The organism is Bacillus sp. V3B (genome assembly GCF_024494465.1).
Lineage (GTDB): Bacteria > Bacillota > Bacilli > Bacillales > Cytobacillaceae > Bacillus_BD.
The window spans coordinates 49,362-76,263 of record NZ_JAETXM010000002.1 but is presented as its reverse complement, the minus strand read 5'-3'; the positions used below and the strand labels follow the sequence as shown (position 1 = coordinate 76,263).

Sequence of the window (26,902 nt, the reverse complement as noted above, 5' to 3'; positions counted from 1 at the left end):
TTGAATGATGATTTCCTATTATTATAACGCTTGTCAATCCTTTTTCCTAAATAGTGGCGTTCTTTATCTCTTTATGTTACAAGATAAAGAGATGTTTTTAATGCATAACTGCAAAGTACCTGTAAATATCTAAATTAGAAATAAAATAAGCGAGGAGAAGAAATATGGAACATGGTGCATCTGTCACATCTTTATTGATTGTTATTTTGGTTGCCTTTTTGACACCTATTATTCTACACAGATTGAAGCTAAATATTATTCCTGTTGTAGTTGCGGAAATATTAATGGGCCTTATTATTGGAAGAAGTGGATTGAATCTTGTTGAAGCGGATATGTGGCTAGAAACATTATCTTCTCTAGGGTTTATTTTTTTAATGTTTTTAAGTGGACTTGAAATTGATTTTAAGGCATTTTCAGGTAGTAAAAAACGAGGGAAGTTGCCAAATGGAAAGATTGAACCAAACACCTTTTCTGTAGCGACAATTATTTTTGTTGGCATATTTATTGTTTCACTAGGTTTATCTTATTTATTCGTCATGGCTGGATTTATTGATAATGCCTTTCTTATGACGTTAATCATCTCCACCATATCTCTTGGGGTGGTCGTTCCTACTTTAAAAGAAGCCCATCTTATGAAAACAGCCATTGGGCAAATCATTTTGCTTGTTGCTGTTATAGCCGATCTTGTCACCATGATCCTTCTAGCGGTGTTTGTTTCTCTTTATGATGGTGGACAAGGAAATACATGGTTATTACTTATTTTATTTGCTGCAGGGGTTCTCATCTATTTTCTTGCAAAAGGGTTTCAGAATCGAACCTTTTTGGAATCAATGGCAACGGGAACCGTTCAAATTGGTACAAGAGGTGTCTTCACCTTAATTATTGTACTTGTTGCTATTTCTGAGACTGTTGGGGCGGAAAATATACTTGGTGCTTTCCTGGCCGGTGTTTTAGTTTCTCTTTTATCACCAAATCCTGACTTAGTTCACAAGCTAGATTCATTTGGTTATGGGTTTTTAATTCCTATTTTCTTTGTGATGATTGGCGTTGATTTGGATGTTTGGTCATTATTTGGAGATAAGAAATTATTACTTCTTATTCCACTGTTGTTAATCGGTTTACTAGTATCCAAGCTTCTACCTGTCTATTTATTAAAGATTTGGTATGACAAAAACACTGTAATCGCCTCTTCCTTTTTACTGACATCTACTTTGTCACTTGTGATTGCGGCAGCGACAATTGGAGAAAGAATGGGTGTGATCACAAAGGAAATGAGTGGGACATTTATTTTAGTGGCCGTCATTACGTCTGTTTTTACGCCGATTGTGTTTAAAAAACTGTTTCCCTTTGAGGCTGAACAAACGAAAAAAACAAAGGTGGCTATTATTGGGGCAAACCAGTTTACTTTACCTGTCTATCGTGAGTTAAAATTAGGTTTATATGAACCGATTCTTTATCATAAAAAGCAGGAGAAAGCTGATAGTCAAACAACGAATTCAATGTTTGATATTGTTGAGTTAGTTGATTTTTCCATCGATGCTTTAAATGAAACCGATGTATATGAAGCGGAAGTGGTCGTGATTTCAAGTGGTGATGAAAAGGTCAATGCGACTCTGGGGACCATGCTGAAAAAGAACGGAATCGAGCGGGTAATTTGCCGCGCAGAGAGCCCTGAGATTGAAACTGAATTAAAGAACAGTGGAATAGAAGTATTTTCAACTCTTCTATCAACTAAAACATTGTTGCGTGCATTGATTGAGTCACCGAGTGTCATGAATATTTTAACAAACCAAGAGTCTTCATTATATGAAATTCACTTATCAAACAGCCGGTATGAAGGAATGACGTTACGCGAATTTCCTTTTACAGGTGATGTAATCTTTGTTCGTATATTTCGTGGGAATGACTCCATTGTTCCTCATGGAGATACTGAGCTTCACTTACATGATCGATTAATTGTGACGGGAACGAAGGAATATGTAGAAGAATTGATACAAGAACTTCAATATGGAAGTATTTTTGATAGATAAAGTACCTGTATTTCTTAAACGGGATAACAGCGGTAGCTTAGTGATTTTTTAGATGTTCTTTGCTTTCTTTTCTGAGTGAATTGTAGTAGTATTAGGACTAGGTACTAATAACTTGTGGTAATTATGGAGGTTAATAGAATGACGCTAAGTTTAGCTGGTAAAACATTTGTTATTATGGGAGTCGCAAACAAACGAAGTATTGCCTGGGGAATCGCTCGTTCGTTGGATAAAGCAGGTGCAAGATTAATTTTTACATTTGCAGGTGAACGTCTTGAAAAAAATGTTCAGGAGTTAGCTAGTTCTTTAGAAGGCAATGACTCACTTGTTTTACCTTGTGATGTCACAAATGATGAAGAGATTTCCAAATGTTTTAATGAAATAAAAGAAAAAGTTGGTACGATTCATGGTGTAGCTCACTGTATTGCATTCGCTAATAAAGAAGAACTTGATGGTGAATACATGAATACGACACGTGATGGATTCCTTTTAGCGCAAAATATTAGCTCATATTCTTTGACTGCCGTTGCGAAGGAAGCGAGAGCATTAATGACAGAAGGTGGCAGTATTGTCACTCTCACGTATATTGGTGGTGAGCGTGTGATGCAAAATTACAATGTCATGGGTGTAGCAAAAGCTTCACTTGATGCAAGTGTTAAATATTTAGCAGCTGATCTTGGCAAGGATGGCATCCGGGTTAACTCAATTTCTGCAGGACCTATTCGTACATTATCTGCAAAAGGCATTAGTGATTTCAATTTGATCCTGAATATTATTGAAGAGCGTGCTCCATTACGCAGAGCGACGACACCAGAAGAGGTTGGAGATACAGCTGTATTCTTATTCAGTGACATGGCAAGGGGTATTACAGGGGAAAATATTCATGTTGATTCTGGCTATCATATTTTAGGATAGACTATGTTAATGATTCATGTTGAAAATTTGTCTTTGGTGTATGCGGCCATGTGTGTTATTCCATGGAATAACACTTAATGGACGCGTATACCAAAGGCCTTTAAAGCAGTTTAACAAAGCCTTAGGATAAGAAAAAATAAAACCAAAAATTCAAAAAAGACTCACTTTCTAAAGATAAAGAAGAAAGTGAGTCTTTCTTTATGAGAATAGATGTGATAGATGATGGATGTGGGAAGCTCATACTTATTTAGGTTTTCTTCATAACTTTATAATAATCAAGAAACTAAAAAGTAATGATTGCATACATATATAGGTAGATTCCCTAAAAGGAGGAGAGCAATTTTGAGTAATAATAAATCACGTGATCCGCTCCTTTATATACAACAGCCTAATTTTACATTTCCAAAAGCTAATATGCAGCAAACTTATTTGGTGAAAAAAGAGGAGGAAACAAAGAAGTCAACACCTACTCCATTATCAGACGTGGAAAACAAAACTCAAATAAGGTCAGAGTCTGAGCGTAGTCATAAGAGCTCAAGCCGAGGTCAAGAAGCAAAAGTAAAAAAGGGAGAAGGAAATAAAATAGCAGAACTGAACCCTGAGAGAGAAGAACGTGCTGATAGTCAAGCTGACGAATCTAAGCAGGAGCTAAATTCCACAGTGGTTCAAGAAGTGATTGATCAATATCACGAAAAAGAGCAGAAGGAAGATAAAGCTTCAGCAAATAAACAAAAACAACATTCTTATTCATTTAAACGAGTGAAAAGTTTTAAGGAGATGAGCACCACAGAAAAACTGAATTATTTAGTGCATTTTCCTAAGTTGCTACCACCTGTGCCTTGTATTTTCATTACTGGTAACAGTTCAGTTAGAGGCTTTTTAATGAATCGAACAGAGGAGTCTGTTGAAATTAAACAGTTTAATGAAACAATAATGCACATTCCGATTGAAAATCTAACAGATGTTAAAATGATTGGTCTTCAATAGGGTTGAACGACGTGTATTTTATTCATAACCTCTCTAAGTAAAGAAGGGAATAAGGGAAACAGATGGTAAAATCGATTGGATAACTGAGGTAAAAGAGTGAAAATCTGATCGTTTTTCTTATCTTAGTATGTAGAGAAGCCAGCATAAAGGGCTGGCCTCTATTTATTTCGATTTTATTTTTATTCACAAATACCAAGGTCTACGTCAGCGATACATTGGATAGCACAGAAGCAGTTTAGGTCAACGGTAATACAGTCATTTGTGCTTTCAAAGCCACATAAATTACAAAACGATGATAAGTCGATGCAACAGTTGTCGACCATATCTAGAGTTGTCATTGTTCCTGCTTCTTTTGTGATTGGACGAATAACGCGTAGCGTAGCACAGCAGTTATCAAAAATTTCTTCTACTCTAAAGAAGATGGATACACAAGCACAGTCTTTATTAGTAATAAATGCATGGAACGGGGATCCATCAGCTGTTTTTAAAACGAATACCCTTGTGTCAACATTCTGTTTTTTCCCTGGGGATACTAGTGATCCAAGTGGTTCTAAAAAACAATTTGTTGGGCATTCGCACACATCTTCAGCACTATCTTGGATATCTTTAATCGCACGGACTACTTCACATACACACCCTGTAGGCCGCCTTGTAGTATCTAATACATCGTCGTTTTTTCCACAACCCATTATATTTTCCTCCTTATATACCTTATATATGGTTCTACACTTATAACATATTGCTAGAAGTTTATTTGGGTAACGGACAAACGCCCTTATTTTCTAAAATTAGGCTAAAAATGAAGGGACTAATGAGTGGAAGGATACTCCATGTGATCGGTTTCTATTTCATCGGGACTATGGCAGAAGAAATGATTAAGGGGAGATTAAACTATGAATATAACCTTTCTTGAATTGCTCATTTTGGCATTATCGTCATTTCGACTGACTCGATTAGTTGTTTTTGATAAAATAACTGCTTTTATTCGAAATTTTTTTATAGATGAAGTAGAAGAAAAGGATGAAAATGGGGAAATGGAAATCTATTTAGTACCGAAAAAGGGAGTTGTGAAGGGTTTCTTAGGAGAATTATTAAGCTGTTATTGGTGTACAGGGGTGTGGTCTTCGATTGCTTTATGTGCTTTGTACTTGATTTATCCGACTATTGCTATACCTGTTTTGCTGGTCCTAGCTGTGAGTGGATTGGCTGCTATCATTGAAACAATTATACAATTATGGATTTGATGTAACAAATGATTAACGCTAGGCAACTGATTTACACAAGCTCTTCTAATCTGCATAAACTATTAATAGAAATCATATGATTGGAGGAGTGAATCGTGAATCAATTACGGAAAAAAATGGTGTCATCAACGAATGTAAAAAGTGGAAGTAAAAAATCATCTGCTGTTAAGAAAAAAGGCTGTGGGTGCGGAAAAAAATCATCACGATAAGTATATAAATACACGTTCCATAAAATAGGAACTATAGAAAGGTATAGTATCTGATGAGACCAGGTACTATTTTTTTATGTAAAATTTGAATCCTTCCATCTACTATTCTTTTTAGTTGGAAAAATTTAGTGTGAGGGAAAAATTCATAAATTGGCCTATTAGGAAGAAAATAATAATAGCGTAATAAGTAATTATTTACATAAGAAAGGAATGAACGTAAGAAAGGAGAATCACCATGAGCAATCAGAAGCAAAAAAAGACTCCGGAGCAACAGAAATATGAACAACTCCAGCAAAAGCATGAAACAAAACGCCCTGTTATGCAAAATTGTTTAAGAGCATTCTTAGTTGGTGGATTTATTTGTATGCTTGGACAAGCAATTAGTTATTTTTATATTTATTTTTTTAATTTTACAGAACAAACTGCGAGTAATCCGACAGTTGCAACGCTTATCTTTATTTCTATGCTGTTAACTGGTTTCGGTGTCTATGATCGGATTGGACAATTTGGGGGAGCTGGGAGTGCTATCCCAATTACTGGATTTGGGAATGCGGTGATTTCTGCGGCAATTGAACATCGTACAGAAGGATTTGTTCTTGGGGTTGGCGGTAACATGTTCAAGCTTGCTGGTTCGGTTATCCTATTTGGAGTCTTCTCGGCGTTTGTTGTAGCCTTAATCAAAACGCTTCTTGGAATGTGGGGGGTCATCTAATGTTGGTCGGGAAACAGACATGGGTATTTGAACAGCATCCTGTGATTACAGCAACCGGTGTTTCTGGAGGGCCATTTGAGGCGAATGGGAAGTTAGCTAAAGATTTTGATATTCTACATGATGATTTATGGATGAGGCAAGATTCATATGAAAAGGCACAACGTATCCTGCTAGAGGAAGCGATTCAAACAGCGATGCAAAAAGGAAATATCGAAAAAGAGGATGTTCAATTTTTAATAGCAGGTGATTTGATCAATCAGGTTACGCCTTCGAGTTTTGCAGCACGAACTGCTGGGATCCCATACTTTGGTATTTTTGGTGCTTGCTCCACTTCAATGGAAGGTCTTGCCCTCGCTTCTTTTATGGTTAACTATCAGGGAGCAAAGAATGTATTAACAGGGGCATCGAGTCATAATGCAGCGACAGAAAAACAATTTCGTTACCCTACTGAATATGGAGGACAAAAACCACCAACTGCTCAATGGACCGTAACAGGTGGAGGGGTTGCACTTGTAACGGAAAATAAGAATCAACACAATTTACCTTTTACAACCTCGGCAACAATTGGGAAGGTAGTTGATATGGGGTTAACCGATCCATTTAATATGGGGGGGGCTATGGCACCAGCAGCGGCTGACACAATTACAGCTCATTTTAAAGACCGACAAATAGGTCCTTCTTATTATGATTTAATTGTGACAGGAGATTTAGCAAAAATTGGCCGTGAAACGGCACTCGAATTATTGAAAAATAGTGGGTTAGAAATAAATCCTGAACGGTTTCTTGATTGTGGACTTATGATTTATAAAGAGGACCAGCCTGTCCAAGCAGGTGGAAGTGGTGCGGGATGTTCAGCCGTTGTTTTATATGGACATCTATTAAATCAAATGAAGCAAGGTGCTTATAAACGGATCCTTCTCGTTGCAACTGGGGCGTTGTTATCACCGCTCAGTTTTCAACAAAATGACAGTATTCCTTGTATCGCGCATGCGGTTTCGATTGAAATTTAGAATACGCATAGGAAAGTACGGCTTTAGATAGGAATCAAACATATTGTTTATGTAAAACGATTCAAAGAAAGGGGGATTACGATGTTGCCAATGTTTTTTTGGGCATTTGTTGTAGGAGGCCTCATTTGTGTAGTTGGTCAACTATTATTTGACATAGCAAAGTTAACTCCTGCTCATACATTAAGTCTATTCGTTGTCATTGGAGCTGTTTTAGATGGTTTTGGTTTGTATGAGCCATTTATGGATTTTGCTGGTGCAGGGGCAACGGTACCGATCTTAAGTTTTGGAAATTCCCTTGTTCATGGTGCTTTGCAGGAAGCGGAACAACATGGAATCATTGGGGTGTTGACGGGAATGTTTGAAGTAACCAGTGCAGGGATTTCAGCAGCTATCGTCTTTGGCTTTGTTGGTGCCCTTGTTTTTAAACCAAAAGGATAACAACAGTTGCCTGTAGCCTCTCAATAATGAAATAAGTATAGCCTGCCTTCACATACTCCTTTGCTGGTACATATATTATAAATGACTCAATATATAAGTGAGGTGAAGGTGCATGTACTGCGGATTTGGCGGTGGCTATGGTTACGGTGGTGCTGGCTACGGTGGCTATGGTGGCAACACATTTGTTTTGATCGTTGTGTTGTTTATTTTATTAATTGTCGTTGGTGCTAGCTTCTATTAATTAATACGTGATAGAAGGAACGAAGAGTCGCTCGAATTTTGAGCGACTTTTTATAATGAGAAAATTAATTTGATTATGACACTAAATTTCTGGCTCCTCATAGTATATAAAGAAAACTTCCATCAGTAGTGTTTTTTGACGTATAGGAAGTGCTAGTGCAGACGCTGCAACAGGACGTCGTGTATTTAGTTTGCCACTGATGGTTAGTCAAGCAAGGCCTGATTGGCTTTTCTAAGGGCTAAAGCCGAAAGAAAAGACCTTATCGCGTTTATCGGACCTTTACGGGCAGTTAATCCCCAACAATCCTTCCTTGATTATCTCCAAGTTTTTAGGTAGGGGTTTTACTGCCCATTTAGGTGGGGAAAAGGAATTAAGGGGAGGTATTACTAGGTATGGATAATCATTTCTTTAAAAATGTTGAGAAGAAAACAGGTGTTAATATGCAAGATATTTTGGAATTAGCGAACTCATTACAAAATGCGGATTTTAAAGATGAAAATACTGTTCGTCATGTAGTGAGACGTGTTTCGCAAATTGCCAATAAACCTGTTGCAAAGGAAACAGAAGATAAAATTGTCGAATCTATTGTAAAAGATGGTAAACAACTTGATATTAACACAATTTCAAATATGATTAATAAGAAATAAAGATAGGGTTGCTTCAACAGAAAGGGGGCTGTCACATAAGGTGTCTGACATCCGCAAAATTGCATTCATCTAGCATCATGTTCAATCTATTGATACTAGATAGTGTATTGTCGTGTCTGACACCTTTGCTTTTGGAACAGCCCTTTTTAATAACGGATTGTTGTCAAGAAACGGGACGAATTTGCTTTTTTTCCACGACTGTTTTGGGGAACCGATAGATATAATTCTTCTTGGGCTCTTGTGATGGCTACATATAACAAACGTCTTTCTTCTTCAAGGGGCTCACTATCGCCTGTACGTAGGGATTCGAGCGCATAATCATGAGGAATACTGCCATCGACTGTACCAATAATATAGACAATCTTATATTCTAATCCTTTTGCTCGATGAATGGTACTTAATGTAATCGCGTCTTTTCTCTGTTTGCTTTGTAATTTTATTTCCTTATTCATCGCTGCCATGTGATCCGTATGATCAAGAAAATCACGAATCGAAGTGAAGTGTTTTGCTGCCACCTTCAGATCGCGAATATCATCAGAACCTTTATCCCACTGATTTCCTTCATTCCCACGTTTTTTCAGGAATTCTTGAAAACCTAACTCTTTCTCAACCTTTTCGATCGCTTGCAGTGGAGTTAGGGGTGAAAGTGATCGAATAACAGGGACGACTTTCTTTAGTTTTCGTTCTTGAAAGGAAAAGTTCGTCTTTATGTGACTAAGACATTCAAGTAGGGTACAATCCTTTAAAATACTGTCTGCTTTCATATCGTTGAGTATACTTTGTTTAAGGAACAGGGCAGGGAGAATGCCTGCAATTGCCTTTTGGTCTTCTTCATTTATTGTTAGTTTTAAAAAGGAAAGCATACTTCTAACGATAAACCGTTCATAAAATGATTCTATGTCTTGTTCAATTGTAAACGGTAGATTCGAATTTGTGAGCCTTTCAAAAACAGCCCGGCTTGCCGTATTTGTACGGAATAAAATCGCGAAATCTTCTGGATTTGCACCTGCCGTTATTTTTTCACTAATGTCGGTAATAATCATTGTCGCTTCTTCTTCTTCTTCATCCGGAAAAAATAATATAGGTTTATGATCATTCACAAACTGTGCATGCATGTTTTTAGGACGTCGTTGTTTGTTTGCCACAATTATTTTATTCGCTGTTTCGACAATAGAGTGGGAGGATCGATAATTTTCATTTAATATAACAACATCTGCCTGTGGAAAATCTTTCTCAAAAACCCGTATATACTGTGGATCACTACCACGAAACGCATAGATGGATTGGTCATCATCCCCAACAACACAGACATTTTTCTTTTTTGCTGATAGCAATTTAATGAGTTCGTACTGCACTTTATTCACATCTTGAAACTCATCAATGAGAAAATAATCAAATCGATTTTGATAACGTTCAAGCAATTCAGGTTCTTGCTGAAATAATTCATAACAGCCTGTTAGCATATCATCAAAATCAAAAAGCTCGTGTTTTTCTTTATACTGTTCGTATTGTTGATATAAGAAGACTACTTTTTCTTCCCAGCTTGTACTTGGTTTTACTTGATCAGGAGTGACTAATGAATTTTTCCAGAATCCAATTTGTTGTAGAGCAGAATCATATGCAAACTCTTTATCATCAAGTTCACGCTCCTTACCAGCTTCTTTTAAGATTTGTCGGCGTTGCCATTCTTTATTTAATAGTAGATTACTATTCCATTTTCGCGGAACATGATGTGCTAGAATACGATAAAAAAGACTATGAAATGTACCTGTGACCAGTCGGTTAATCTGATTCCGCATGATATTCGGATAGTTTAGTATTCTTTCTTTCATTTCTGCTGCTGCTTTTGCTGTAAAAGTAACGAGCATGATTCGATTTGCTTGAACTTCTTTTTCAGAGAGAAGAAAAGCCGTTCTTGCTGTCAAGACTCTTGTTTTTCCACTTCCAGCTCCTGAGAGAACCAGTAGTGCCCCATTTGGATGGACAACTGCTTCAACTTGATTGGCATCTAAATAAATATGGGCATCCTGAAGAGCTTGGATATATGGAGAATGGATGGAAGATAGGGTCTTTTCTTTTGTATGAAATGGAGGGAGTTGGCTGATCATTTGAGCTGATTTAAAACGTTTGCTATGTTCTTTTGTTGTTGTAATGGTCCTTGACTGAGGGAGACGAAACCCATTTATTTCCGTATCATTTTCTATGGTAATAGCCGATTCCATCATGCCCTTTGGATCTTGACAGGCTGGGCTTTTAATCGTGGTATGTTGAAAGTAAGGCGCCTTTTCAATCCCCAAAATAAGTCGAACTTTGTCCGAACATACCGGGCATTGTAAGAGTCCCTTTTTTCCTTCAGCATACAGTTGTTGATAGGATGATCGAGTGATTTGATCTAGATAGATTAATTGATTCTCTTTTATGGCTATTTTCATTGTTATTTCTCATCCTTTATCAAAGCTTTAAAATAAGACAAACTTAATCATAACAAAAATTATCGGTGTACAAAAGGATTGGTAATAAATTTTGAGTTTGTGATGTTGGAAGACTTTATCATAAACGACAAAAAACTCCTAAGTTTTGTCTTAGGAGTTTTTTCTTATTTAAATGGTTTTCAACATTGTTTTATGAGGGATACCCGCATCGAGAAATTCCTCTGATACTATCTTATAACCTAATTTGCTATAAAATGGGATTGCTTGTGTTTGTGCATTTAGCTTCAATTTATGGATTTCTTGTTTTTTTGCGTAGGATTCAATTTTATTCATCAATGCTTTACCTACACCGCTCTTACGAAACTTTTTTAATACACATATACGCTCTACTTTTCCATATCCATCAACAAAACGAAAGCGTCCAGCTCCAGCGGGTTCTTGATCAGAGTACAAAATAAAATGAGTAGCTTCAGATTCGAGTTGATCGATTTCTTCTTCGACTGGAACGTGTTGTTCATCGACAAAAACTTGTTTTCGTACGGCATAAGCAGTCTTTAGTTGTTGGTTATTGCTGACAATTTGTACATCAATTGATTTTACATTCATTCTTATTATTCCTTTCCAAAAAGAAATGTTTCATAGACTGTCCATGAGTCGTTTTCAAGCTGGTAGAGGAGATGAAAACGGTCAATGGTATCTTGCATATTTACTTGTAGCATATTTAATGAACCGTATACATCTGTATGTTCATCATTGGAGAGCGCTTGCCCGATTGTAATATGGGGAACATATAGATAGTCAGGAACATGGTCAGGGAATCGAGCATAAATGTCACTGTGTAAGTTTTCCAAATCTTCTTTTGGATTGATTTTTAAATAAATAACATTATTAACGGGTTTGAAAGAGCTGAATTTTGTGACAGTAATATCAAAAGGACTGGTCTTTTTAGCAACATCATGAAGTTTTTGAACGATTTCATTTATATGTCCATCGTCCGCTTCAAACCCTGATTTTAAGGTAATATGTGGAGGGATGTGTGTGTAATATGGATCATATCGTTTTCGATAAGAGTTGACAAAGTCTTGTAAAGATTTTGTTGGGAAAATCACAACACTATATTTCATCACCTTACCTCCAATAAGAAAGATTGTTTAACATAGTGAAAGGAAAAAGCCATACAATCATATGATACCCATTATAACAAATATTAAAATCATGCTGAAATAATAGTACTCTAGTTAAATATATGTTTTAGTGCACGTGTTAAATCAGGTTGCCAATATTTCCAAGTGTGATTTCCAGCGAATTCTTCATAAAAATAGGGAGAATTCTTCTTTTTTAAAAGATTAAATAGTTTCCGATTAGGTGTTAAAAAATCCTTCATAATCCCCTCTGTTGTTTTCACTTCTATCTCATGAACACCGATTATATGATAAATATTCAATTCGGAAATCTTTGTCTGTGCGACAACTTTCAATACATCGTTGTTTACAAAGGGTGACTGCATGATTACATGTCCGAATGTGTGTGGATATTGGATGGCGGCCATGAATGAAACCGTTGCTGCAAGGGAATCCCCGATAAGAGAACGGCTAAATCCCATTTGATAGGTTGAATATTCTCGGTCTAAATAAGGAATCAGCTCATGAGCAAGAAAACGAATATATTCTTTTTGTTGCTCACCGTTTGGGTGATACTTTTCCCATCGATCCTCTACATTTTTATATGGAATACCAACGATGATTAAGTTATCTATTTCCTGATTAAATAATAATTCATCAGCGACTCGACCGATTCTTCCAAGTTGAAAATAATCAAGACCATCTTGAGCAATTAACAAATGATATTTATACAAGGGAGAATAAGAAGCCGGTAAATAAATAAGTAAATTTATATCTTCTCCAAGTTCTTTACTATAAAAAGGAATATCTTGAATAGAACCTCTCGGAAAATTCATGGGAGCACCTCACTTTTAAAAATCATCTTTGATTGTAGCATGAAGAAACTGAAAAGATTGCTGAAATAATGCAAAAAGAGAGAAATATTTGATGAAGTTTGAAAATATCTACATTGCTTGACCCAAAAATAAGAATATATGGTAAAATTAATTTTAGAAAATTATGATTATGCTAATTAAAGGTAATTTTCTAAAAAAAGGGGGAAATTTTTTGAAGAGAAAAGGTTACTTTTTTGTGTTATTAGTGATGCTGTCGATGATTTTGGCTGCCTGTGGAGGAAGTTCTAGTGAAGAGACTGGGGGTTCTGCTGATAAGAATAGTAGTAATGGAGAATCTGATAAGCCCAAATTCATTAGTATCTTGACTGGTGGAACAGGCGGTACATATTATCCACTAGGTGGGGCTTTTGCCAATATTGTTTCAGGGGAAACCGGAATTGAAACAAACGCTGAAACGTCAGGGGCGTCTGTAGAAAACATGACAACATTAAAAGATGGTAATGCTGAAATTGCCTTTTCACAAACAGATATTGCTGCCTATGCAACAGAAGGAAAACTCATGTTTGAGGGTGCGGAAATTGACAACGTACAAGCGATTGGAACTCTTTACCCAGAGACAATCCAAATCGTAACAACTGAAAAATCAGGAATCAAGTCAGTTGAAGATTTGAAAGGGAAAAAGGTATCGGTCGGGGCACCAGGTTCCGGAACGAATTCAAATGCTGAACAAATTCTTGAAATGTACGGCTTAACGTTTGATGATCTTGATAAAAAAGACCTCTCATTTGATGAATCAACAGCTGGAATTCAGGATGGAACTATTGATGCTGCATTCGTTACAGCGGGAACCCCAACAGGAGCAGTGGAAGGTTTAGCGGCAACAGAAGATATTGTTATCGTGCCAGTTGAACAAGAAAAAATCGACGCTCTAATCGAAAAATACCCATACTATGTACAAGATGAAGTACCAGAAGGAACTTACGGATTAGCTGAGGCTGTTCCAACAGTTGCTGTTCAAGCAATGCTTGTTGTAAGAGACGATCTTTCTGAAGATGTGGTTTACGACGTTACAAAGGCAATTTTTGAAAACCTCGATAAGGTAACACATGCAAAGGCAAAATTAATCAAAGCAGAAAATGCATTAAATGGTGTAGGCATTGAGGTACACCCTGGAGCGCAAAAATACTTTGATGAAAAAGGGGTAACGGCAGAATAAATCTGAAATAGTAACCTATTCTTCTCGTTTTATCGCGATCTACTTGTTGTCTATAGCAATACTGCTAAAAATTATAGATGGCCGGCCTGTAAACTTTCGGTTAAAGGCCGGTTATTTATATTCTATTAGACTAGGGAAGGGGAAATAAATGATAAAGAGAAAATATATTTACAAGCTCTTTTTATTGTCCTGTTGCCTAATTCTAATTCTTCTTGTATTGCTCATCCCTACTAAAGATGCCTTAGTTTTTCAATATCAAAATAGCGGGAAGATCCTTGCCTATATCCCTATATCTAAAGGGGAAATATTTAAAGTGAAATACACACACTCAATTCATTTATCGGATGTGGTTGAAAGTTATGTTGTTACAAGTGATCATCAAATTAAACAATTTGAATTGATGTATGAAAATTTTGCGATTGGCATGCCAGAAAATGCTTCAGACGGGGAGACGTTTGAGCAGAAAGATGGCAAATACTATTTGAAAAATATGAATAGGTTATTTCCCTCATTTGATTTGCGGATTGGAAAAGTACATGCCAATCATACCGTGATTTTTGAAAGTAATGAATATCCACTCTCCTTTTTGATAGAGCCGGGGACATGGGTACGGCTTAAAATAGAACGAATGAATGTATGGCAACAATGGAGAGGAGTGAACATCCTTGAGTAATCAATTTGAGACACTTTCGGAAGGTCAACAGCAGAAATTACTGGAAAAATATGATCCCGAGGCAAGGACGAGGAAACTAAAGGGAATCATGGGCTGGGTAATCTTTTTCGGCCTTTTAGCGTTTTCTCTTTTTCAAATTTATACATCGGTATTTGGTGTTTTAACAGCACAATTGCAACGGTCGATTCACTTAGGTTTTGCATTGGCCTTAATTTTTTTACTTTTCCCAGCGAGAAAAAAGGATCTTGGGAAAAAACATAAAATAGCTTGGTATGATATGATCCTTGCTGCTGCGTCCATTGTCGTAGGATCGTATTGGCCGTTAATGATTGATGATTTGGTCAATCGAGTGGGGCGATTAACAGATATTGACTTTTTGGTCGGCTTATTAGCGATTCTTTTAGTATTAGAGGCAACTCGTCGTGCAGTTGGATTACCGATTACAATTATTGCTGTTCTTTTTCTCACTTATGCCTTGTTTGGTCCATATATGCCTGGGTTTCTTGCACATCGTGGTTTAGCACTTGATCGATTAGTCCAAGCGATGTTTTATACGACAGAAGGAATTCTGGGTACGCCTTTAGGGGTTTCATCTACGTTTATCTTTCTCTTTTTATTGTTTGGAGCCTTTCTAGTCAAAACAGGTGTCGGACAATATTTTAATGACTTAGCTGTTTCACTGGCAGGAAAAAGTATTGGTGGACCAGCAAAGGTTGCTGTTTTTTCCAGTGCTCTTCAAGGTACAATTAGCGGAAGTTCAGTAGCCAATGTGGTAACATCTGGTTCCTTCACGATTCCAATGATGAAAAAGCTTGGTTATAAAAAGGAATTTGCTGGTGCCGTGGAGGCTGCTGCTTCAACTGGTGGACAGCTAATGCCACCGATCATGGGAGCGGCTGCATTCCTAATGGTGGAATTTATCGGTGGTGGAATCACCTATTGGGAGATTGCAAAAGCCGCTGCTATTCCAGCCCTGCTTTATTTTTCCGGTATTTGGATTATGACTCATTTTGAAGCCAAAAGAGTGGGTTTGCGTGGCTTAACAAAAGAAGAGATGCCGAATAGAAAAGAAGTTTTAAAGGAAATTTATCTATTATTGCCAATCGTAGCTGTTATTGTGTTGTTGATGAGTGGGATGAGTGTTATGTATGCAGCACTTTACTCAATCGTCATTACAATACTTGTCAGTGCCATTAAAAAGAAAACACGGATTACCTTTAAAGGGTTTATTGAGGCCTTGGTTGATGGAGCACGAACAGCGTTAGGTGTAGCGGCTGCAACGGCTGCAGCGGGGATTATTGTGGGAGTAGTGACAAAAACGGGTCTTGGTCTTAAACTTGCCAATGGCTTGCTAGATCTTGCTGGTGGATCTTTAATTCCCACATTAATGCTTACAATGGTAGCTGCTATTATTCTGGGAATGGGTTCACCGACGACTGCTAACTATGTCATTACATCAACGATCGCGGCTCCAGCTATTATTTTACTAGGTGTACCAGATTTATCGGCTCATTTATTTGTCTTCTATTTTGGAATTGTTGCGGATATAACACCTCCAGTTGCGCTTGCTGCTTTTGCCGCATCTGCTGTTTCAGGAGGGGAACCACTAAGGACGGGTGTCAATGCTTCAAAGCTTGCGATAGGTGCCTTTATTATCCCCTATATGTTTGTCCTTTCACCAGAATTATTGATGATTGATACAACGTGGACCTATTTAATATGGGTTGTTTTTACTGCTTTAGCAGGAATGACTACGATAGGTGCCGGGGTTATTGGATTTTGGTTCCGGAAATTATCGTGGGTTGAACGTCTTCTTGGAATTGTAGGTGGATTATGTCTTATTTACCCAGAAGGCTATTCAGACATAATCGGTCTTGCTATTTTCGCAGGTCTGATTGCCATTCAATTTATTTTTAAAGGACACGATACACCGAAAACACAAGTTTCGGGATAAGACTCCCACTTCAATTTTGTGCAGGGTGAAGCCCAAAAATAAGTGGGAGATGAATCGCCTTTTTGCGTAGCAAAACACTTGTTTGCATGGTATAATACTCCTATAAGTTGCTCTTTGAAAACTGAAGATATGACGTTCTAGCAGGAAAAATATCTGCTAGGTAAAATCTTCAACGTTCTAATCGCCTCCAGACGACCCGAAGTTGCGAAAATCAAGCTAAAGTAGGGAGTGTGGCGAGTCAACGTGATATTAAGCACTAACCGTCGGGGCGACGGGGTTAGCCTGCTAAAGAACTGGTGGATACACTGGTGTTCGCAGGAATCTCCCACTTCAAATTTCGTTGGAAATTAAGTGGTGAGTAGTTCAAGGTATCCACTTTATCTTAAACTTCTGGAAAACGGTCACGATAAAGAGTTCAGGGTGCCCGATAACTGTGTAAAAAAGAATTTATTTTGGCTTATAGGTGGATAACGCTTCTTTATTGGTATCAGTGAAGGAATAGTAGATTGTCTGCAAATCCTTGTTTGCTTCCGCAGAAGGTAACGAGCTTAAATATAGTCACGATTAAGTTGTCTGACACCGAATGCTTTTTTCTTTTTGAAACATACTAGTGTGAGGTGAAAAAGGAGGTTAAGCAGATGAAAAAAGAAGAGCTTTTTGATGCAGAAGCGAATGAAGCGAATATGGAATTGAGTGAGAAAATGAATGGTGACAGTCCTGTCCCACATGGATCAGCAGTGGGAGAAGAGAATTCTACGACGGAAGCGAACCTTAAAATCCAAGAAGCTTTTTATGGTGAGAAGAACCAAGATGAGGTTGCACCAACTTATTTAAACCACAACACTCCAGCGATTAAGATTACAGGTAATAATGAGTAGATATCGTTCAGCACAAAGGGAAAACCGGTCGGATTTGGACCGGTTTTTGTGCGCTAATATAAGAGAGTATAACTTTTCTGAACTGAGATAGCGCTCTAGCTCTAGACGCCCTGCGCTTTTCTTATTTAAACAATGCCATCTGTTTTATCGCTTTTGTCTTTATTCCGTTTATTCCCTTTGCTGTTGTCCCCACTAAAAGGAACTTCACCATGTGCTTGTGGAGAATTTTGATTTTTGCTACCTTTATTGAACTTTTTTGTCATGATTATCACACCTTTCTTGTTTTCAAATACAGTTTGCCACTTTTTCAGTAAACTTATGACAATCTATTTCTGAAACTGCTGTTGCTCGATTACCTCTAATTGTGTAATTTTCTCTTCATGAATGACAATAGTTAGCTCATGTATTTAAAGAAAGTAATAAAGCTGACCTCACAATGTATAGATTCTAGAGTGCTTTTTTATCTGTCCCTTCTTTTGGTGATATCGAAAGAAGATATTGATTCAATGCTTTCCAACTTAGAGAACGTACTTGAAAATATCATGAATCACATAGCCGTCCTAGTAAAATAACTTTACCAACAATATTGCTAGGTTATCTTTGATAAGATAACGAATTCCATTATTGCAAAATATAAGTGTCTTAACACTGTTTATAAAAAATAGAGATTCCTAAATAATGAATAATAAAACGACGTTCCGAAAATGGAACGGCGTTTTATTATTCATTTTAATTTAAAGAGATTGAGAACTCACTTTTGAAGTACTCGATTTTTTAGTTGATGAAAAAATCGGAGCAGTAATCAATAAGCCCACTGTCAGAATACAGCCAAAAACGATAAATGGAAGGGTAGTATTGCCTGTTTTTAAGATTAAAGTTGCCATAAGTGGACCGATACTTGCTCCGATAAATAAAATAAACGTATAAATGGAGGTGGCGATTCCTTTCTCATTTCCACCTAATTGTCCGACTAAAGCTAGCATAGATGGTACAACGATCGCAATTCCACATACATAGAGAACACTCATCACAATCGTGATAACTAAATGATTGCTAAATCCCATCGAAAATAAACCGATAATGGAACAAAATAGTCCCATACGAAGAACCTTTTTCATGCCGAATTTTTGAACGAATCTTCCTGTTAGAGGAGATAAGATCATACCCAATATTCCAGCAGCCCGCACATAAAAAATTTCCTGATCGTTGAATCCAAAATTGGCTTGTAGATAATGACCGAGTGATGTATACATGCCAACAAATGAAAGGAGGACCATAATAGAAATACAGTTACATAAGATAAGTGTTTTCTTCGTGAAAGGTATTTTGAATTTTTTAATAACAGCAAAAATACTTTTGTTTTCTTGCTTTATGCTATCATTCGGTAAAATGATGAATAGAAAAAACGTTGTTATGATATAGATGATGCCTAAAAGGTAAAAGACCATATTCCAATTGAACACGGATTCAATGAAACTACTAAGCAATTGCCCAACAATTCCAGCCATTAAAAACCCTGAACTGATAATTCCAATCGTGGTTACTTTCTTCTTGTCAGGAAACATGATTCCTACATAGGTAAGTGCTACAGGTGAAAATGTTGCGGCTGCGGCTCCTTGAATCCCTCTGAGAATAAGAAGTTGGTTGAAACTAGTGGATAAACCAATGGTAAATGTCACAATCGAAAAGCAAAGTAAACCGAAGACCATCACTTTTTTTCGCCCATACCGATCAGAAATTACACCGAAAAATAAACAGCCCACTGCGAAAAAAATGGAAAATATGCTTCCTGCCCATGCAGCTTGACTAGCTGAAAGGTCAAAGGTTGAAGCAAATATAGATAATAAAGGAATCGTCGCATATAAAGAACATAAAACGACGAGACCCGTCCAAAATAGAATAAAGGTAATATAATTGATGTTTTTTAATCTAAGCAATCCTGTATCGTTCACGTTGTTCATGGTCATGTCCCTTCAAAATAAGATGAAATACATATTTTATTATGACCTAATTCGGATATTTTGTAAAATTCTAATATCAATAAAAATAATTAAATAATCTTTGTAGGTATGATTAGCAAGACTTATCTGAATGAAAAAAAAACTTGCGGAAATAGACTAGATCATATAACCTTAAACTTAATTCATTTTTAACGTACATATACAAAAAAATAATGTTCGAGCAATAGGTGTTAAAAGCAACAAGTATCATGCTTTTCGCTTAAAAGGGAAGTTCGGTGTAAATCCGACACGGTCGCGCCACTGTTATGGGAAGCCTCCTATCATGAACCACTATTTCATTAGGAAATGGGAAGGGGATAGGAAGTGATGAACCTAAGTCAGGAGACCTGCCTATTGTTTTGCGCTTATTACCTACGCGAAAATAGGGAGGAGTGGTGGTCATATGTTGAAACTCATTTTGAGTCTCAATTCTAGTTAACTATGTCTATCATTAGTCTCTCTTTCTTGTAAAGAGAGACTTTTTTTATTGGGATCAATCATAATGAAATGGAGGAAACACTATGAGTATCAAAAGTTCAAATTTAGGTTATCCGAGAATTGGTGAAAATAGAGAATGGAAGAAAACATTAGAATTATTTTGGGGAGGAGACATAACGAAAGCACAATTCGACAGCGAGATGGAAAAGATTCGCTTATCTCATTTGCAGAAACAACAAGAAAAAGGAATTGATCTTATTCCCGTTGGTGATTTTAGTTATTATGATCATGTCTTAGATACAGCCGTTATGTTTGGTCTCATTCCTACACGATTTAAGACAGATGAGAATAAATTATCCATACAAACCTATTTTGAAATGGCAAGAGGGAGTAAAGGAAAAGTCGCTTCAGAAATGACAAAATGGTTCAATACGAACTATCACTATATTGTACCAGAGCTTGAAGATGTACAGCCTATGTTAGTCGAGAATCGTCCATTAACATTGTATAAAGAAGCAAAAGAGAAATTAGGGATTGATGGTAAACCTGTTATTTTAGGCCCCATTACCTTGTTAGCCTTGTCAAAAGGATCTAGTGAACAAAAACGCAGTGAATTATTAAAAGAACTTGTGCCACTTTACATTGAAGTATTACAGCAACTAGTAGAAGCTGGTGCTGAGTGGATACAAATCGATGAGCCTATTTTAGTGGAATCGATTGATAATGAACAATTACATCAGTTCACTGAAGTGTATGAGGCATTTAATCAAGAAGTTCCAAATGCAAAGCTCATTCTACAAACTTATTTTGAAAGCATTGAACGTTACGAAGCCATCGTTCAGCTTCCAGTTGCAGGAATTGGCCTTGATTTTGTTCATGATGATGGTTTGAATTTAGCTCATTTACAATCAATTGGTTTCCCAGAAGATAAAATATTGGCAGCAGGAGTCATTGATGGACGAAATATTTGGAAAGCTCCTTTACGAGAAAAAGCAACACTTATTGAAACATTAACGAATATCGTGGATGCCGACCGTCTCATTATTCAGCCGTCAAGCAGTTTACTTCATGTTCCTGTGACGGTGGAAAATGAACAAAACCTTGAATCGATTGTAAAAGATGCGCTATCTTTTGCAGATGAAAAATTAAGGGAAGTCGTTTTGTTAACAAAGTTTGCAAAACAGGAATGTGCTATTGAAGAGCTTATAAAGTGCGATCAAGCAGTTAACGTATTAAATCACTCTCCTCTTCGAAATGTGAAAGAAGTACAAGAGGCATTAATCCACTTATTGAACTATTCAACAACTCGTGTCGAAGCAAGTAAACGAAAAACATTACATGATAAACGCTGGAATTTACCCTTTCTTCCAACAACAACGATAGGGAGCTTTCCACAAACAAAAGAAGTACGCAGGGAGCGTCTTAAATGGAAAAAAGGTGAACTCTCGAACGAACAATACGAGCAATATATTAACAAGGAAATCAAAAAGTGGATCGGCATTCAAGAAGAAATTGGTTTGGATGTACTCGTTCATGGTGAATTTGAGCGAACAGACATGGTCGAATTTTTTGGTGAGAAATTAGCTGGATTTGCGATTACGACATATGGTTGGGTACAATCATACGGTTCACGTTGTGTGAAACCACCTATCATTTTTGGTGATGTCTTCTTAAGGGAACCGATGACAGTAAAAGAAACTGTTTATGCTCAAAACTTGACCACAAAACCTGTAAAAGGAATGCTAACAGGTCCTGTGACCATTTTAAACTGGTCATTTGTGCGTGATGATATCGGTCGCACGGATGTCTTAAACCAATTGGCCCTTTCGATCCGTCAAGAGGTTGAAGCATTAGAAGCAAATGGCATCGGTATGATTCAAGTCGATGAGCCTGCTTTACGAGAAGGATTACCATTAAAACAAGAAAAAACAGAGGCCTATTTAAATACAGCTGTCTATGCGTTTAAATTATCCACATCGTCTGTGAAAGAAGAGACACAAATTCATACACATATGTGCTATGCAAACTTTGAGGATATTATTGAAGCGATCGATGCCCTTGATGCAGATGTCATCTCCATTGAGACATCCAGAAGTCACGGTGAATTAATCGGCTCATTTGAAGCTTATCATTACCATAAAGGAATTGGACTTGGTGTGTATGATATTCATAGTCCTCGTGTACCGACATTTGAAGAGTTATCACAAAATATAGAACGTGCCTTAAAAGTACTAGATTACCGTTTATTCTGGGTCAATCCTGACTGCGGATTAAAAACACGTGGTATTGAGGAAACCATTACAGCTTTAAAAGTAATGGTTGAAGTAGCGAAAACAAAAAGAAGCGTTTTGAACTACACTCACTTTATGGCTTAATAGAAAAAGCGTATCGTGAAAAGATTAAAAAAGAACAAATGATATAGTATATAAATGGGGAACTAGCTTGGTTAGCATATTAGTTGAGTAAGATGAAAAAATATTCAATATACCGTCAAATGTATATTTTGAAAAAAGCAGACCTTTCGAGGTTTGCTTTTTCATATGTGCCTCAAAGGCTGGGACAGCTTTTAGTTTGGAAGTGTAAAGGTAGTAGTAATCAATACGAAATTCAATAGTACTTGTAAAATAAACCTAAATGATTTACTATTAATAATAGTTATTTCTACATATAGATTGAATAATTAATTTTAACAACTATATATTGTATAAACTTAAAATAAGATGCGATTTTCGCTTAAAAGGGAATTCGGTTAAAAGCCGAAACTGCCCCCGCAACTGTAAATGCTGACGAAATAAATGGACCACTGTATAAGACGGCTTAATGTTTAGGTACTTATACGGGAAGGGTTTAGAGTAGGATGAAGCATGAGTCAGGAGACCTGTCTTATTTTAATAGATTTTCAACTTCTTCGGGGATTGAGAAGATGAAATGAGGGGTCCTAGAAGAATTCTCATTCTCTTATTTTTGAATGTTCTTTTTTGACATTATCATTTCATCCGCTCAAATCCCTGAGCGGATTTTTTTATGAGACAAAAGAGAATACGAAATCAATTTAGGGGGAAATGAAAAGATGGGATCATTTGTACAAAAAGAACTATCTCACGTTTTAGAAGCGATTCAGGAAGCAGCAGAGAAATATGATTTAGATGCGACGGAGATCAAGGAACGAATAGCACTTTTAAAAGGAACTGAAAAGGAAGCAAACGAACAGATTCTTTTTTACGCATTAAATAACATCTCGATAGATCAGCCAAATTGGACATTTGTGGCTGCGCAGGCTTATTTGAATGAATTATATGATCAGGCTGCTACAAATAGGGGATATGATCCTTCTCAAAAATACGGAGATTTCTATGAGTTGATAAAAATATTGACGGAAAAGGGAATCTATTCAAAGGTTTTATTAAACTCGTATTCGAAACAAGAAATAGAAGAATTAGAGGCAGAAATGACTCCTGATCGAGATCATCTTTTTAATTACATAGGATTATTTTTACTTACGGATCGTTATTTGGCGAGGGATCACGATCGGAATGTATATGAGTTGCCACAAGAACGATTTATGATTATTGCGCTGCATTTAATGAAGGATGAAAAACAAATAAATCGTTTAGAACGAGTAAAGGAAGCCTATTGGGCATTGAGTCACTTGTATATGACGGTAGCCACACCGACACTAGCGAATGCAGGGAAAAGCTTTGGTCAACTCTCCTCCTGTTTTATTGATACAGTAGAAGATTCACTTGATGGCATTTATTTAAATAATTGGGATATTGCTAGACTAAGTAAAGATGGTGGCGGAATCGGGATCTATTATGGAAAAGTGCGTGCACTCGGTTCAGATATTAAGAAGTTCAAAGGGAATTCCTCTGGTGTTGTGCCATGGATTCGGTTAATTAATGATACCGCCGTTAGTGTGGATCAGCTTGGACAGCGACAAGGTGCAATTGCCATCTATCTTGATCTATTCCATAAAGATATTATGAATGGTTTTCTTGATTTGAAAACAAATAATGGAGATGAGCGTCGGAAAGCACATGACATTTTCACGGGAGTAACTGTTCCAGATCTTTTTATGGAAACCTTACAGCAAGTGGATGAGAATGGGAGAAGTATTGGGCAGTGGCATACGTTTTGTCCGCATGAAGTGAAACAGATCATGGGTTGGAGTGATGAGAACGGGAATCCGCTGGGACTTGAAGATTATTATGATGAAAGTGATAAAAAATATTTCACCGAAAAATATAACGAGGCAGTAAATCATCCACTTCTTCCACGTAAAACGTATCGTGCTATGGACATCATGGCTCGAATCATGGTTGCCCAGTTAGAAACAGGCACACCATATATGTTTTATCGTGATGAAGTCAATCGGCAAAATCCAAACAAACATGTACGGGGCGAAGGCCGTACGTCGGTTTATTCTAGTAATCTATGCACGGAGATTGCCCAAAATATGTCTGCCACAACGATTGTAAAAGAATATGAGGATGAAGAAGGAAACTTGGTTATCGTTCGGAAGCCAGGAGACTTCGTTGTCTGTAATTTATCGTCTATTAATCTGGCAAAAGCAGTAACAGACAATGTGCTCAAACGATTAATACCAATTCAAGTAAGAATGTTAGATAATGTGATTGATTTAAATACGATAGCCGTTGGACAAGCTGAAAAAACAAATAAAAAATTTCGAGCGATAGGATTAGGGACATTTGGTTGGCATCATCTTTTAGCACTAAAAGGCATTCATTGGGAATCAGAAGAGGCTGTCCAATTTACAGATACATTATATGAAGAGATTGCGTTTTATACGATTCAGTCTTCCAAGGAGCTCGCGGCTGAAAAAGGTGTTTACAGTCAATTTGTCGGTTCTGAATGGGAAACAGGTCAGTATTTTGAACGAAAGGGCTATTCATCAGAACATTGGAAAATGTTAAGAGAAGAAGTAGCAGAAAAGGGTATTCGTAATGGCTGGCTAATGGCAGTCGCTCCTAATTCCTCAACAGCTAAAATTGGGGGCTCGACTGACGGAATCGATCCGATTTATTCGGTGGAATACGCAGAAGAAAAGAAAAACTTCAAATTTAAAGTGACCGCTCCAGACTTGAATCATATTACGTATAACTATTACCGCCGAGCAAGACATGCATTGGATCAAGTATGGAGCATTAAGCAAAATGCAGCAAGACAACGTCATATCGACCAAGCGATTAGCTTCAATTTATATGTAAAACACGATATTAAGGCCAAAGACTTGTTGAATCTTCATATGGAAGCTTGGAAAAATAGCCTAAAGACGACCTATTATGTTCGCAGTACATCTCAAGCAGAGGTCGCAGAATGCGAAGCCTGTCATAGCTGATCTGCTTTGTACGTTGAAAAAATAGGCAATAATCAATTTCATAGGGGGATTTTTTTATGAATCAAGTTTTAACAAAAATCAAGTTGCTGAATCCAGCGTTTCCTAATAAATCAACAGGCATTATTAACGGGCAATCTTCCGGACTCTTAAACTGGAATGATATTGCGTATCCACAAATGTATGATTACTATCAAACCCTGTTATCGAATTTTTGGAAAGCACAAGAGATTAATATGCAGGATGATATTAAACAATGGGATCTCCTGAGCCCTGTCGAACAAGATGTTTTTTTGCGAGTCAATACCCAACTTGCTTCACTTGATAGTTTACAAACGCCAACGATGAGTCAATTGATGGATTATGTGACAGATTCGAGTTTCAAAGCAATTTTTGCCGTTATTTCTCAGCAAGAGGCGGTCCATAATGAATCGTATTCGTATATTTTAAGCTCACTTGTCCCGTTAAGTGAGCAAAATGCACGCTTTAATCAAGCGAAAAGTGATCCAATCGTTCAAAAACGGAATTCGCTTATTTTAGATGCGTATGAAAGTTTTCGGAATCATCCAACACCACAAAATTTATTTAAGCTTGCGGTCAATTCAATCAATCTAGAAGGCATTTATTTTTATGCTGGTTTTGCCTTCTTTTATAATCTAGCCCGCAGGCAAAAAATGTTGAAAACAAGCACAATGATTAGCTATATACAACGGGATGAAATGCAGCATGCGTACTTTATTTCGCAATTTATTCGCATCCTGTTAACGGAAAATCCAGAAATGAATTCGAAAGAGAATATTGATTATATTCACCAAAGCATTAGCCAAGCAGTTGAACTTGAAAAAGAATGGGCATATGTTATTTTGCAAGAGATCGAAGGAATTGATTTGCAAGAGTTTAATGGATATGTAGAGTATCTTGCAAATAAACGGTTACGGCAGCTTGGACTCCAAAATCTGTATGAAGATCGGGATAATCCAATGCCATGGATTCACGTTTTTAGTGATGAAATGATCAATGACACAAAATCAGACTTCTTTGAGCAAAAGTCACGTACCTATTCAAAGGTGACGCAATCAAATGGATTTGATGAATTATAATGAAAATAGCCATCATTTATTCGTCAAGAACTGGGAACACAGAGGAGCTTGTAAACTATGTTTACGAGCTTTTCCTCATCCATTTTGTAAAGGTGGACTTGTATCAAGTAGAACAGTTTCCACTCTCTAGGCTAATGGACTATGATCTGGTAGTCATTGGTACGTATACATGGGGAGACGGGGAAATCCCACAAGAAATGATCCCTTTATATGAAGCCTTTGAAAATCAGGAAGTGAAACATATGCTAACAGGTATTGTAGGCACAGGAGATCGTTTTTACCCACAGTTTTGTGGAGCTGTTAATAGATTTAGGGATATGCTGTATGTTCAAACCGATCTTGTAGTCACGTTAAAGGTAGAACTCTCGCTACAAAGGAGCGACATGGAGCGGTGTCACAAATTTATAGAGTTAATGCTAAAACGTGCAAGTAGAAAAAGGGTTGGTCTAGAATTGCGAGGGAAATAGC

General features: G+C 37.1%; 24 protein-coding genes and 2 riboswitches. Of the genes, 17 read left to right on the top strand and 7 right to left on the bottom strand.

The window, feature by feature from the left end; translation table 11 throughout:
* Positions 1-164: 164 nt before the first annotated feature.
* From JMM81_RS04795 to JMM81_RS04785, 3 genes are all read left to right on the top strand, one after another.
* On the top strand, positions 165-2,030 hold the full coding sequence (locus JMM81_RS04795; protein ID WP_256240392.1) for a monovalent cation:proton antiporter family protein: 1,866 nt from the start codon (positions 165-167) through the stop codon (positions 2,028-2,030).
* A gap of 138 nt (positions 2,031-2,168) precedes the next feature.
* Complete coding sequence (gene fabI, locus JMM81_RS04790) at positions 2,169-2,942, top strand: enoyl-ACP reductase FabI (protein WP_256240391.1); 774 nt, start codon at positions 2,169-2,171, stop codon at positions 2,940-2,942.
* Between the two features lie 342 nt (positions 2,943-3,284).
* Positions 3,285-3,929: a CotO family spore coat protein gene (locus JMM81_RS04785; protein WP_256240390.1), complete on the top strand. Its 645-nt coding sequence runs from the start codon at positions 3,285-3,287 to the stop codon at positions 3,927-3,929.
* 179 nt (positions 3,930-4,108) lie between these two features.
* Here JMM81_RS04785 and JMM81_RS04780 read toward each other — a convergent pair whose 3' ends face one another.
* Positions 4,109-4,618 carry a CotY/CotZ family spore coat protein gene (locus JMM81_RS04780; protein WP_256240389.1) on the bottom strand — a complete coding sequence of 170 codons (510 nt, stop codon included), beginning with the start codon at positions 4,616-4,618 and terminating at the stop codon, positions 4,109-4,111.
* A gap of 204 nt (positions 4,619-4,822) precedes the next feature.
* Between JMM81_RS04780 and JMM81_RS04775 the strand changes: the two genes are divergently transcribed.
* From JMM81_RS04775 to spoVIF, 6 genes are all read left to right on the top strand, one after another.
* On the top strand, positions 4,823-5,173 hold the full coding sequence (locus JMM81_RS04775) for a DUF1360 domain-containing protein (protein ID WP_256240388.1): 351 nt from the start codon (positions 4,823-4,825) through the stop codon (positions 5,171-5,173).
* 444 nt (positions 5,174-5,617) lie between these two features.
* Positions 5,618-6,094 carry a stage V sporulation protein AC gene (gene spoVAC, locus JMM81_RS04770; protein ID WP_256240387.1) on the top strand — a complete coding sequence of 159 codons (477 nt, stop codon included), beginning with the start codon at positions 5,618-5,620 and terminating at the stop codon, positions 6,092-6,094.
* Entirely contained in the window at positions 6,094-7,104 is a 1,011-nt protein-coding gene (gene spoVAD / locus JMM81_RS04765) for a stage V sporulation protein AD (protein ID WP_256240386.1), read from the top strand. The genes spoVAC and spoVAD overlap by 1 nt, the downstream gene beginning before the upstream one ends.
* An 81-nt stretch (positions 7,105-7,185) precedes the next feature.
* The gene (spoVAE, locus tag JMM81_RS04760) at positions 7,186-7,542 is read left to right on the top strand and encodes a stage V sporulation protein AE (protein WP_256240385.1); all 357 of its coding nucleotides are present in this window, start codon (positions 7,186-7,188) and stop codon (positions 7,540-7,542) included.
* 112 nt (positions 7,543-7,654) lie between these two features.
* On the top strand, positions 7,655-7,783 hold the full coding sequence (locus JMM81_RS04755) for a YjcZ family sporulation protein (protein ID WP_256240384.1): 129 nt from the start codon (positions 7,655-7,657) through the stop codon (positions 7,781-7,783).
* Between the two features lie 392 nt (positions 7,784-8,175).
* On the top strand, positions 8,176-8,430 hold the full coding sequence (gene spoVIF, locus JMM81_RS04750; RefSeq protein WP_256240383.1) for a sporulation-specific transcription regulator SpoVIF: 255 nt from the start codon (positions 8,176-8,178) through the stop codon (positions 8,428-8,430).
* A 146-nt stretch (positions 8,431-8,576) separates the two neighbouring features.
* On the opposite strand, the gene JMM81_RS04745 is transcribed toward spoVIF, so the two are convergent.
* The 4 genes from JMM81_RS04745 to JMM81_RS04730 form a co-directional block, all read right to left on the bottom strand.
* Positions 8,577-10,862 carry a UvrD-helicase domain-containing protein gene (locus JMM81_RS04745; protein WP_256240382.1) on the bottom strand — a complete coding sequence of 762 codons (2,286 nt, stop codon included), beginning with the start codon at positions 10,860-10,862 and terminating at the stop codon, positions 8,577-8,579.
* A gap of 168 nt (positions 10,863-11,030) precedes the next feature.
* Entirely contained in the window at positions 11,031-11,453 is a 423-nt protein-coding gene (locus tag JMM81_RS04740; protein WP_256240578.1) for a GNAT family N-acetyltransferase, read from the bottom strand.
* A 20-nt stretch (positions 11,454-11,473) separates the two neighbouring features.
* On the bottom strand, positions 11,474-11,986 hold the full coding sequence (locus tag JMM81_RS04735; protein WP_256240381.1) for a 2'-5' RNA ligase family protein: 513 nt from the start codon (positions 11,984-11,986) through the stop codon (positions 11,474-11,476).
* 110 nt (positions 11,987-12,096) lie between these two features.
* Positions 12,097-12,819: an alpha/beta hydrolase gene (locus JMM81_RS04730; RefSeq protein WP_256240380.1), complete on the bottom strand. Its 723-nt coding sequence runs from the start codon at positions 12,817-12,819 to the stop codon at positions 12,097-12,099.
* Positions 12,820-13,066: 247 nt separating this feature from the next.
* Here JMM81_RS04730 and JMM81_RS04725 point away from each other — a divergent pair, with 247 nt between their 5' ends.
* The 4 genes from JMM81_RS04725 (at position 13,067) to JMM81_RS04710 (ending at position 17,540) form a co-directional block, all read left to right on the top strand.
* On the top strand, positions 13,067-14,035 hold the full coding sequence (locus JMM81_RS04725) for a TAXI family TRAP transporter solute-binding subunit (RefSeq protein ID WP_375162349.1): 969 nt from the start codon (positions 13,067-13,069) through the stop codon (positions 14,033-14,035).
* A gap of 313 nt (positions 14,036-14,348) precedes the next feature.
* The gene (locus JMM81_RS04720) at positions 14,349-14,708 is read left to right on the top strand and encodes a DUF1850 domain-containing protein (protein ID WP_256240378.1); all 360 of its coding nucleotides are present in this window, start codon (positions 14,349-14,351) and stop codon (positions 14,706-14,708) included.
* Complete coding sequence (locus tag JMM81_RS04715) at positions 14,701-16,662, top strand: TRAP transporter permease (RefSeq protein WP_256240377.1); 1,962 nt, start codon at positions 14,701-14,703, stop codon at positions 16,660-16,662. The genes JMM81_RS04720 and JMM81_RS04715 overlap by 8 nt, the downstream gene beginning before the upstream one ends.
* Before the next feature lie 638 nt (positions 16,663-17,300).
* Positions 17,301-17,540 carry a hypothetical protein gene (locus tag JMM81_RS04710; RefSeq protein WP_256240376.1) on the top strand — a complete coding sequence of 80 codons (240 nt, stop codon included), beginning with the start codon at positions 17,301-17,303 and terminating at the stop codon, positions 17,538-17,540.
* Between the two features lie 125 nt (positions 17,541-17,665).
* On the opposite strand, the gene JMM81_RS04705 is transcribed toward JMM81_RS04710, so the two are convergent.
* Both JMM81_RS04705 and JMM81_RS04700 read right to left on the bottom strand, forming a co-directional pair.
* Positions 17,666-17,803, bottom strand: coding sequence for a hypothetical protein (locus JMM81_RS04705; protein WP_256240375.1), 138 nt, complete (start codon positions 17,801-17,803; stop codon positions 17,666-17,668).
* Between the two features lie 471 nt (positions 17,804-18,274).
* The gene (locus JMM81_RS04700; RefSeq protein ID WP_256240374.1) at positions 18,275-19,501 is read right to left on the bottom strand and encodes an MFS transporter; all 1,227 of its coding nucleotides are present in this window, start codon (positions 19,499-19,501) and stop codon (positions 18,275-18,277) included.
* A 208-nt stretch (positions 19,502-19,709) separates the two neighbouring features.
* Positions 19,710-19,909: riboswitch (cobalamin riboswitch) on the top strand.
* 152 nt (positions 19,910-20,061) lie between these two features.
* On the opposite strand from JMM81_RS04700, the gene metE reads away from it, so the two are divergent.
* The 4 genes from metE to JMM81_RS04680 all read left to right on the top strand — a co-directional run bounded on the left by metE (position 20,062) and on the right by JMM81_RS04680 (position 26,901).
* Positions 20,062-22,353 (top strand): 5-methyltetrahydropteroyltriglutamate--homocysteine S-methyltransferase, encoded by a 2,292-nt coding sequence (gene metE / locus JMM81_RS04695; RefSeq protein WP_256240373.1) that lies wholly within the window; start codon positions 20,062-20,064, stop codon positions 22,351-22,353.
* A 326-nt stretch (positions 22,354-22,679) separates the two neighbouring features.
* A riboswitch (cobalamin riboswitch) is annotated at positions 22,680-22,878 on the top strand.
* A gap of 170 nt (positions 22,879-23,048) precedes the next feature.
* Positions 23,049-25,337 (top strand): ribonucleoside-diphosphate reductase subunit alpha, encoded by a 2,289-nt coding sequence (locus JMM81_RS04690; protein WP_256240372.1) that lies wholly within the window; start codon positions 23,049-23,051, stop codon positions 25,335-25,337.
* A 56-nt stretch (positions 25,338-25,393) separates the two neighbouring features.
* On the top strand, positions 25,394-26,434 hold the full coding sequence (locus tag JMM81_RS04685) for a ribonucleotide-diphosphate reductase subunit beta (RefSeq protein ID WP_256240371.1): 1,041 nt from the start codon (positions 25,394-25,396) through the stop codon (positions 26,432-26,434).
* Positions 26,434-26,901: a flavodoxin domain-containing protein gene (locus JMM81_RS04680; RefSeq protein ID WP_256240370.1), complete on the top strand. Its 468-nt coding sequence runs from the start codon at positions 26,434-26,436 to the stop codon at positions 26,899-26,901. The genes JMM81_RS04685 and JMM81_RS04680 overlap by 1 nt, the downstream gene beginning before the upstream one ends.
* The last annotated feature ends 1 nt before the right edge of the window (position 26,902 follow it).

Excerpts from the sequence above, each read along its gene's own strand:
- JMM81_RS04795 (WP_256240392.1), top strand. The coding sequence starts at position 165 with ATGGAACATGGTGCATCTGTCACATCTTTATTGATTGTTATTTTGGTT.
- fabI (WP_256240391.1), top strand. The coding sequence starts at position 2,169 with ATGACGCTAAGTTTAGCTGGTAAAACATTTGTTATTATGGGAGTCGCA.
- JMM81_RS04780 (WP_256240389.1), bottom strand. The coding sequence starts at position 4,618 with ATGGGTTGTGGAAAAAACGACGATGTATTAGATACTACAAGGCGGCCT.
- JMM81_RS04775 (WP_256240388.1), top strand. The coding sequence starts at position 4,823 with ATGAATATAACCTTTCTTGAATTGCTCATTTTGGCATTATCGTCATTT.
- spoVAC (WP_256240387.1), top strand. The coding sequence starts at position 5,618 with ATGAGCAATCAGAAGCAAAAAAAGACTCCGGAGCAACAGAAATATGAA.
- spoVAD (WP_256240386.1), top strand. The coding sequence starts at position 6,094 with ATGTTGGTCGGGAAACAGACATGGGTATTTGAACAGCATCCTGTGATT.
- spoVAE (WP_256240385.1), top strand. The coding sequence starts at position 7,186 with ATGTTGCCAATGTTTTTTTGGGCATTTGTTGTAGGAGGCCTCATTTGT.
- JMM81_RS04755 (WP_256240384.1), top strand. The coding sequence starts at position 7,655 with ATGTACTGCGGATTTGGCGGTGGCTATGGTTACGGTGGTGCTGGCTAC.
- spoVIF (WP_256240383.1), top strand. The coding sequence starts at position 8,176 with ATGGATAATCATTTCTTTAAAAATGTTGAGAAGAAAACAGGTGTTAAT.
- JMM81_RS04745 (WP_256240382.1), bottom strand. The coding sequence starts at position 10,862 with ATGAAAATAGCCATAAAAGAGAATCAATTAATCTATCTAGATCAAATC.
- JMM81_RS04735 (WP_256240381.1), bottom strand. The coding sequence starts at position 11,986 with ATGAAATATAGTGTTGTGATTTTCCCAACAAAATCTTTACAAGACTTT.
- JMM81_RS04730 (WP_256240380.1), bottom strand. The coding sequence starts at position 12,819 with ATGAATTTTCCGAGAGGTTCTATTCAAGATATTCCTTTTTATAGTAAA.
- JMM81_RS04725 (WP_375162349.1), top strand. The coding sequence starts at position 13,067 with ATGCTGTCGATGATTTTGGCTGCCTGTGGAGGAAGTTCTAGTGAAGAG.
- JMM81_RS04710 (WP_256240376.1), top strand. The coding sequence starts at position 17,301 with ATGAAAAAAGAAGAGCTTTTTGATGCAGAAGCGAATGAAGCGAATATG.
- JMM81_RS04705 (WP_256240375.1), bottom strand. The coding sequence starts at position 17,803 with ATGACAAAAAAGTTCAATAAAGGTAGCAAAAATCAAAATTCTCCACAA.
- JMM81_RS04700 (WP_256240374.1), bottom strand. The coding sequence starts at position 19,501 with ATGAACAACGTGAACGATACAGGATTGCTTAGATTAAAAAACATCAAT.
- metE (WP_256240373.1), top strand. The coding sequence starts at position 20,062 with ATGAGTATCAAAAGTTCAAATTTAGGTTATCCGAGAATTGGTGAAAAT.
- JMM81_RS04690 (WP_256240372.1), top strand. The coding sequence starts at position 23,049 with ATGGGATCATTTGTACAAAAAGAACTATCTCACGTTTTAGAAGCGATT.
- JMM81_RS04685 (WP_256240371.1), top strand. The coding sequence starts at position 25,394 with ATGAATCAAGTTTTAACAAAAATCAAGTTGCTGAATCCAGCGTTTCCT.
- JMM81_RS04680 (WP_256240370.1), top strand. The coding sequence starts at position 26,434 with ATGAAAATAGCCATCATTTATTCGTCAAGAACTGGGAACACAGAGGAG.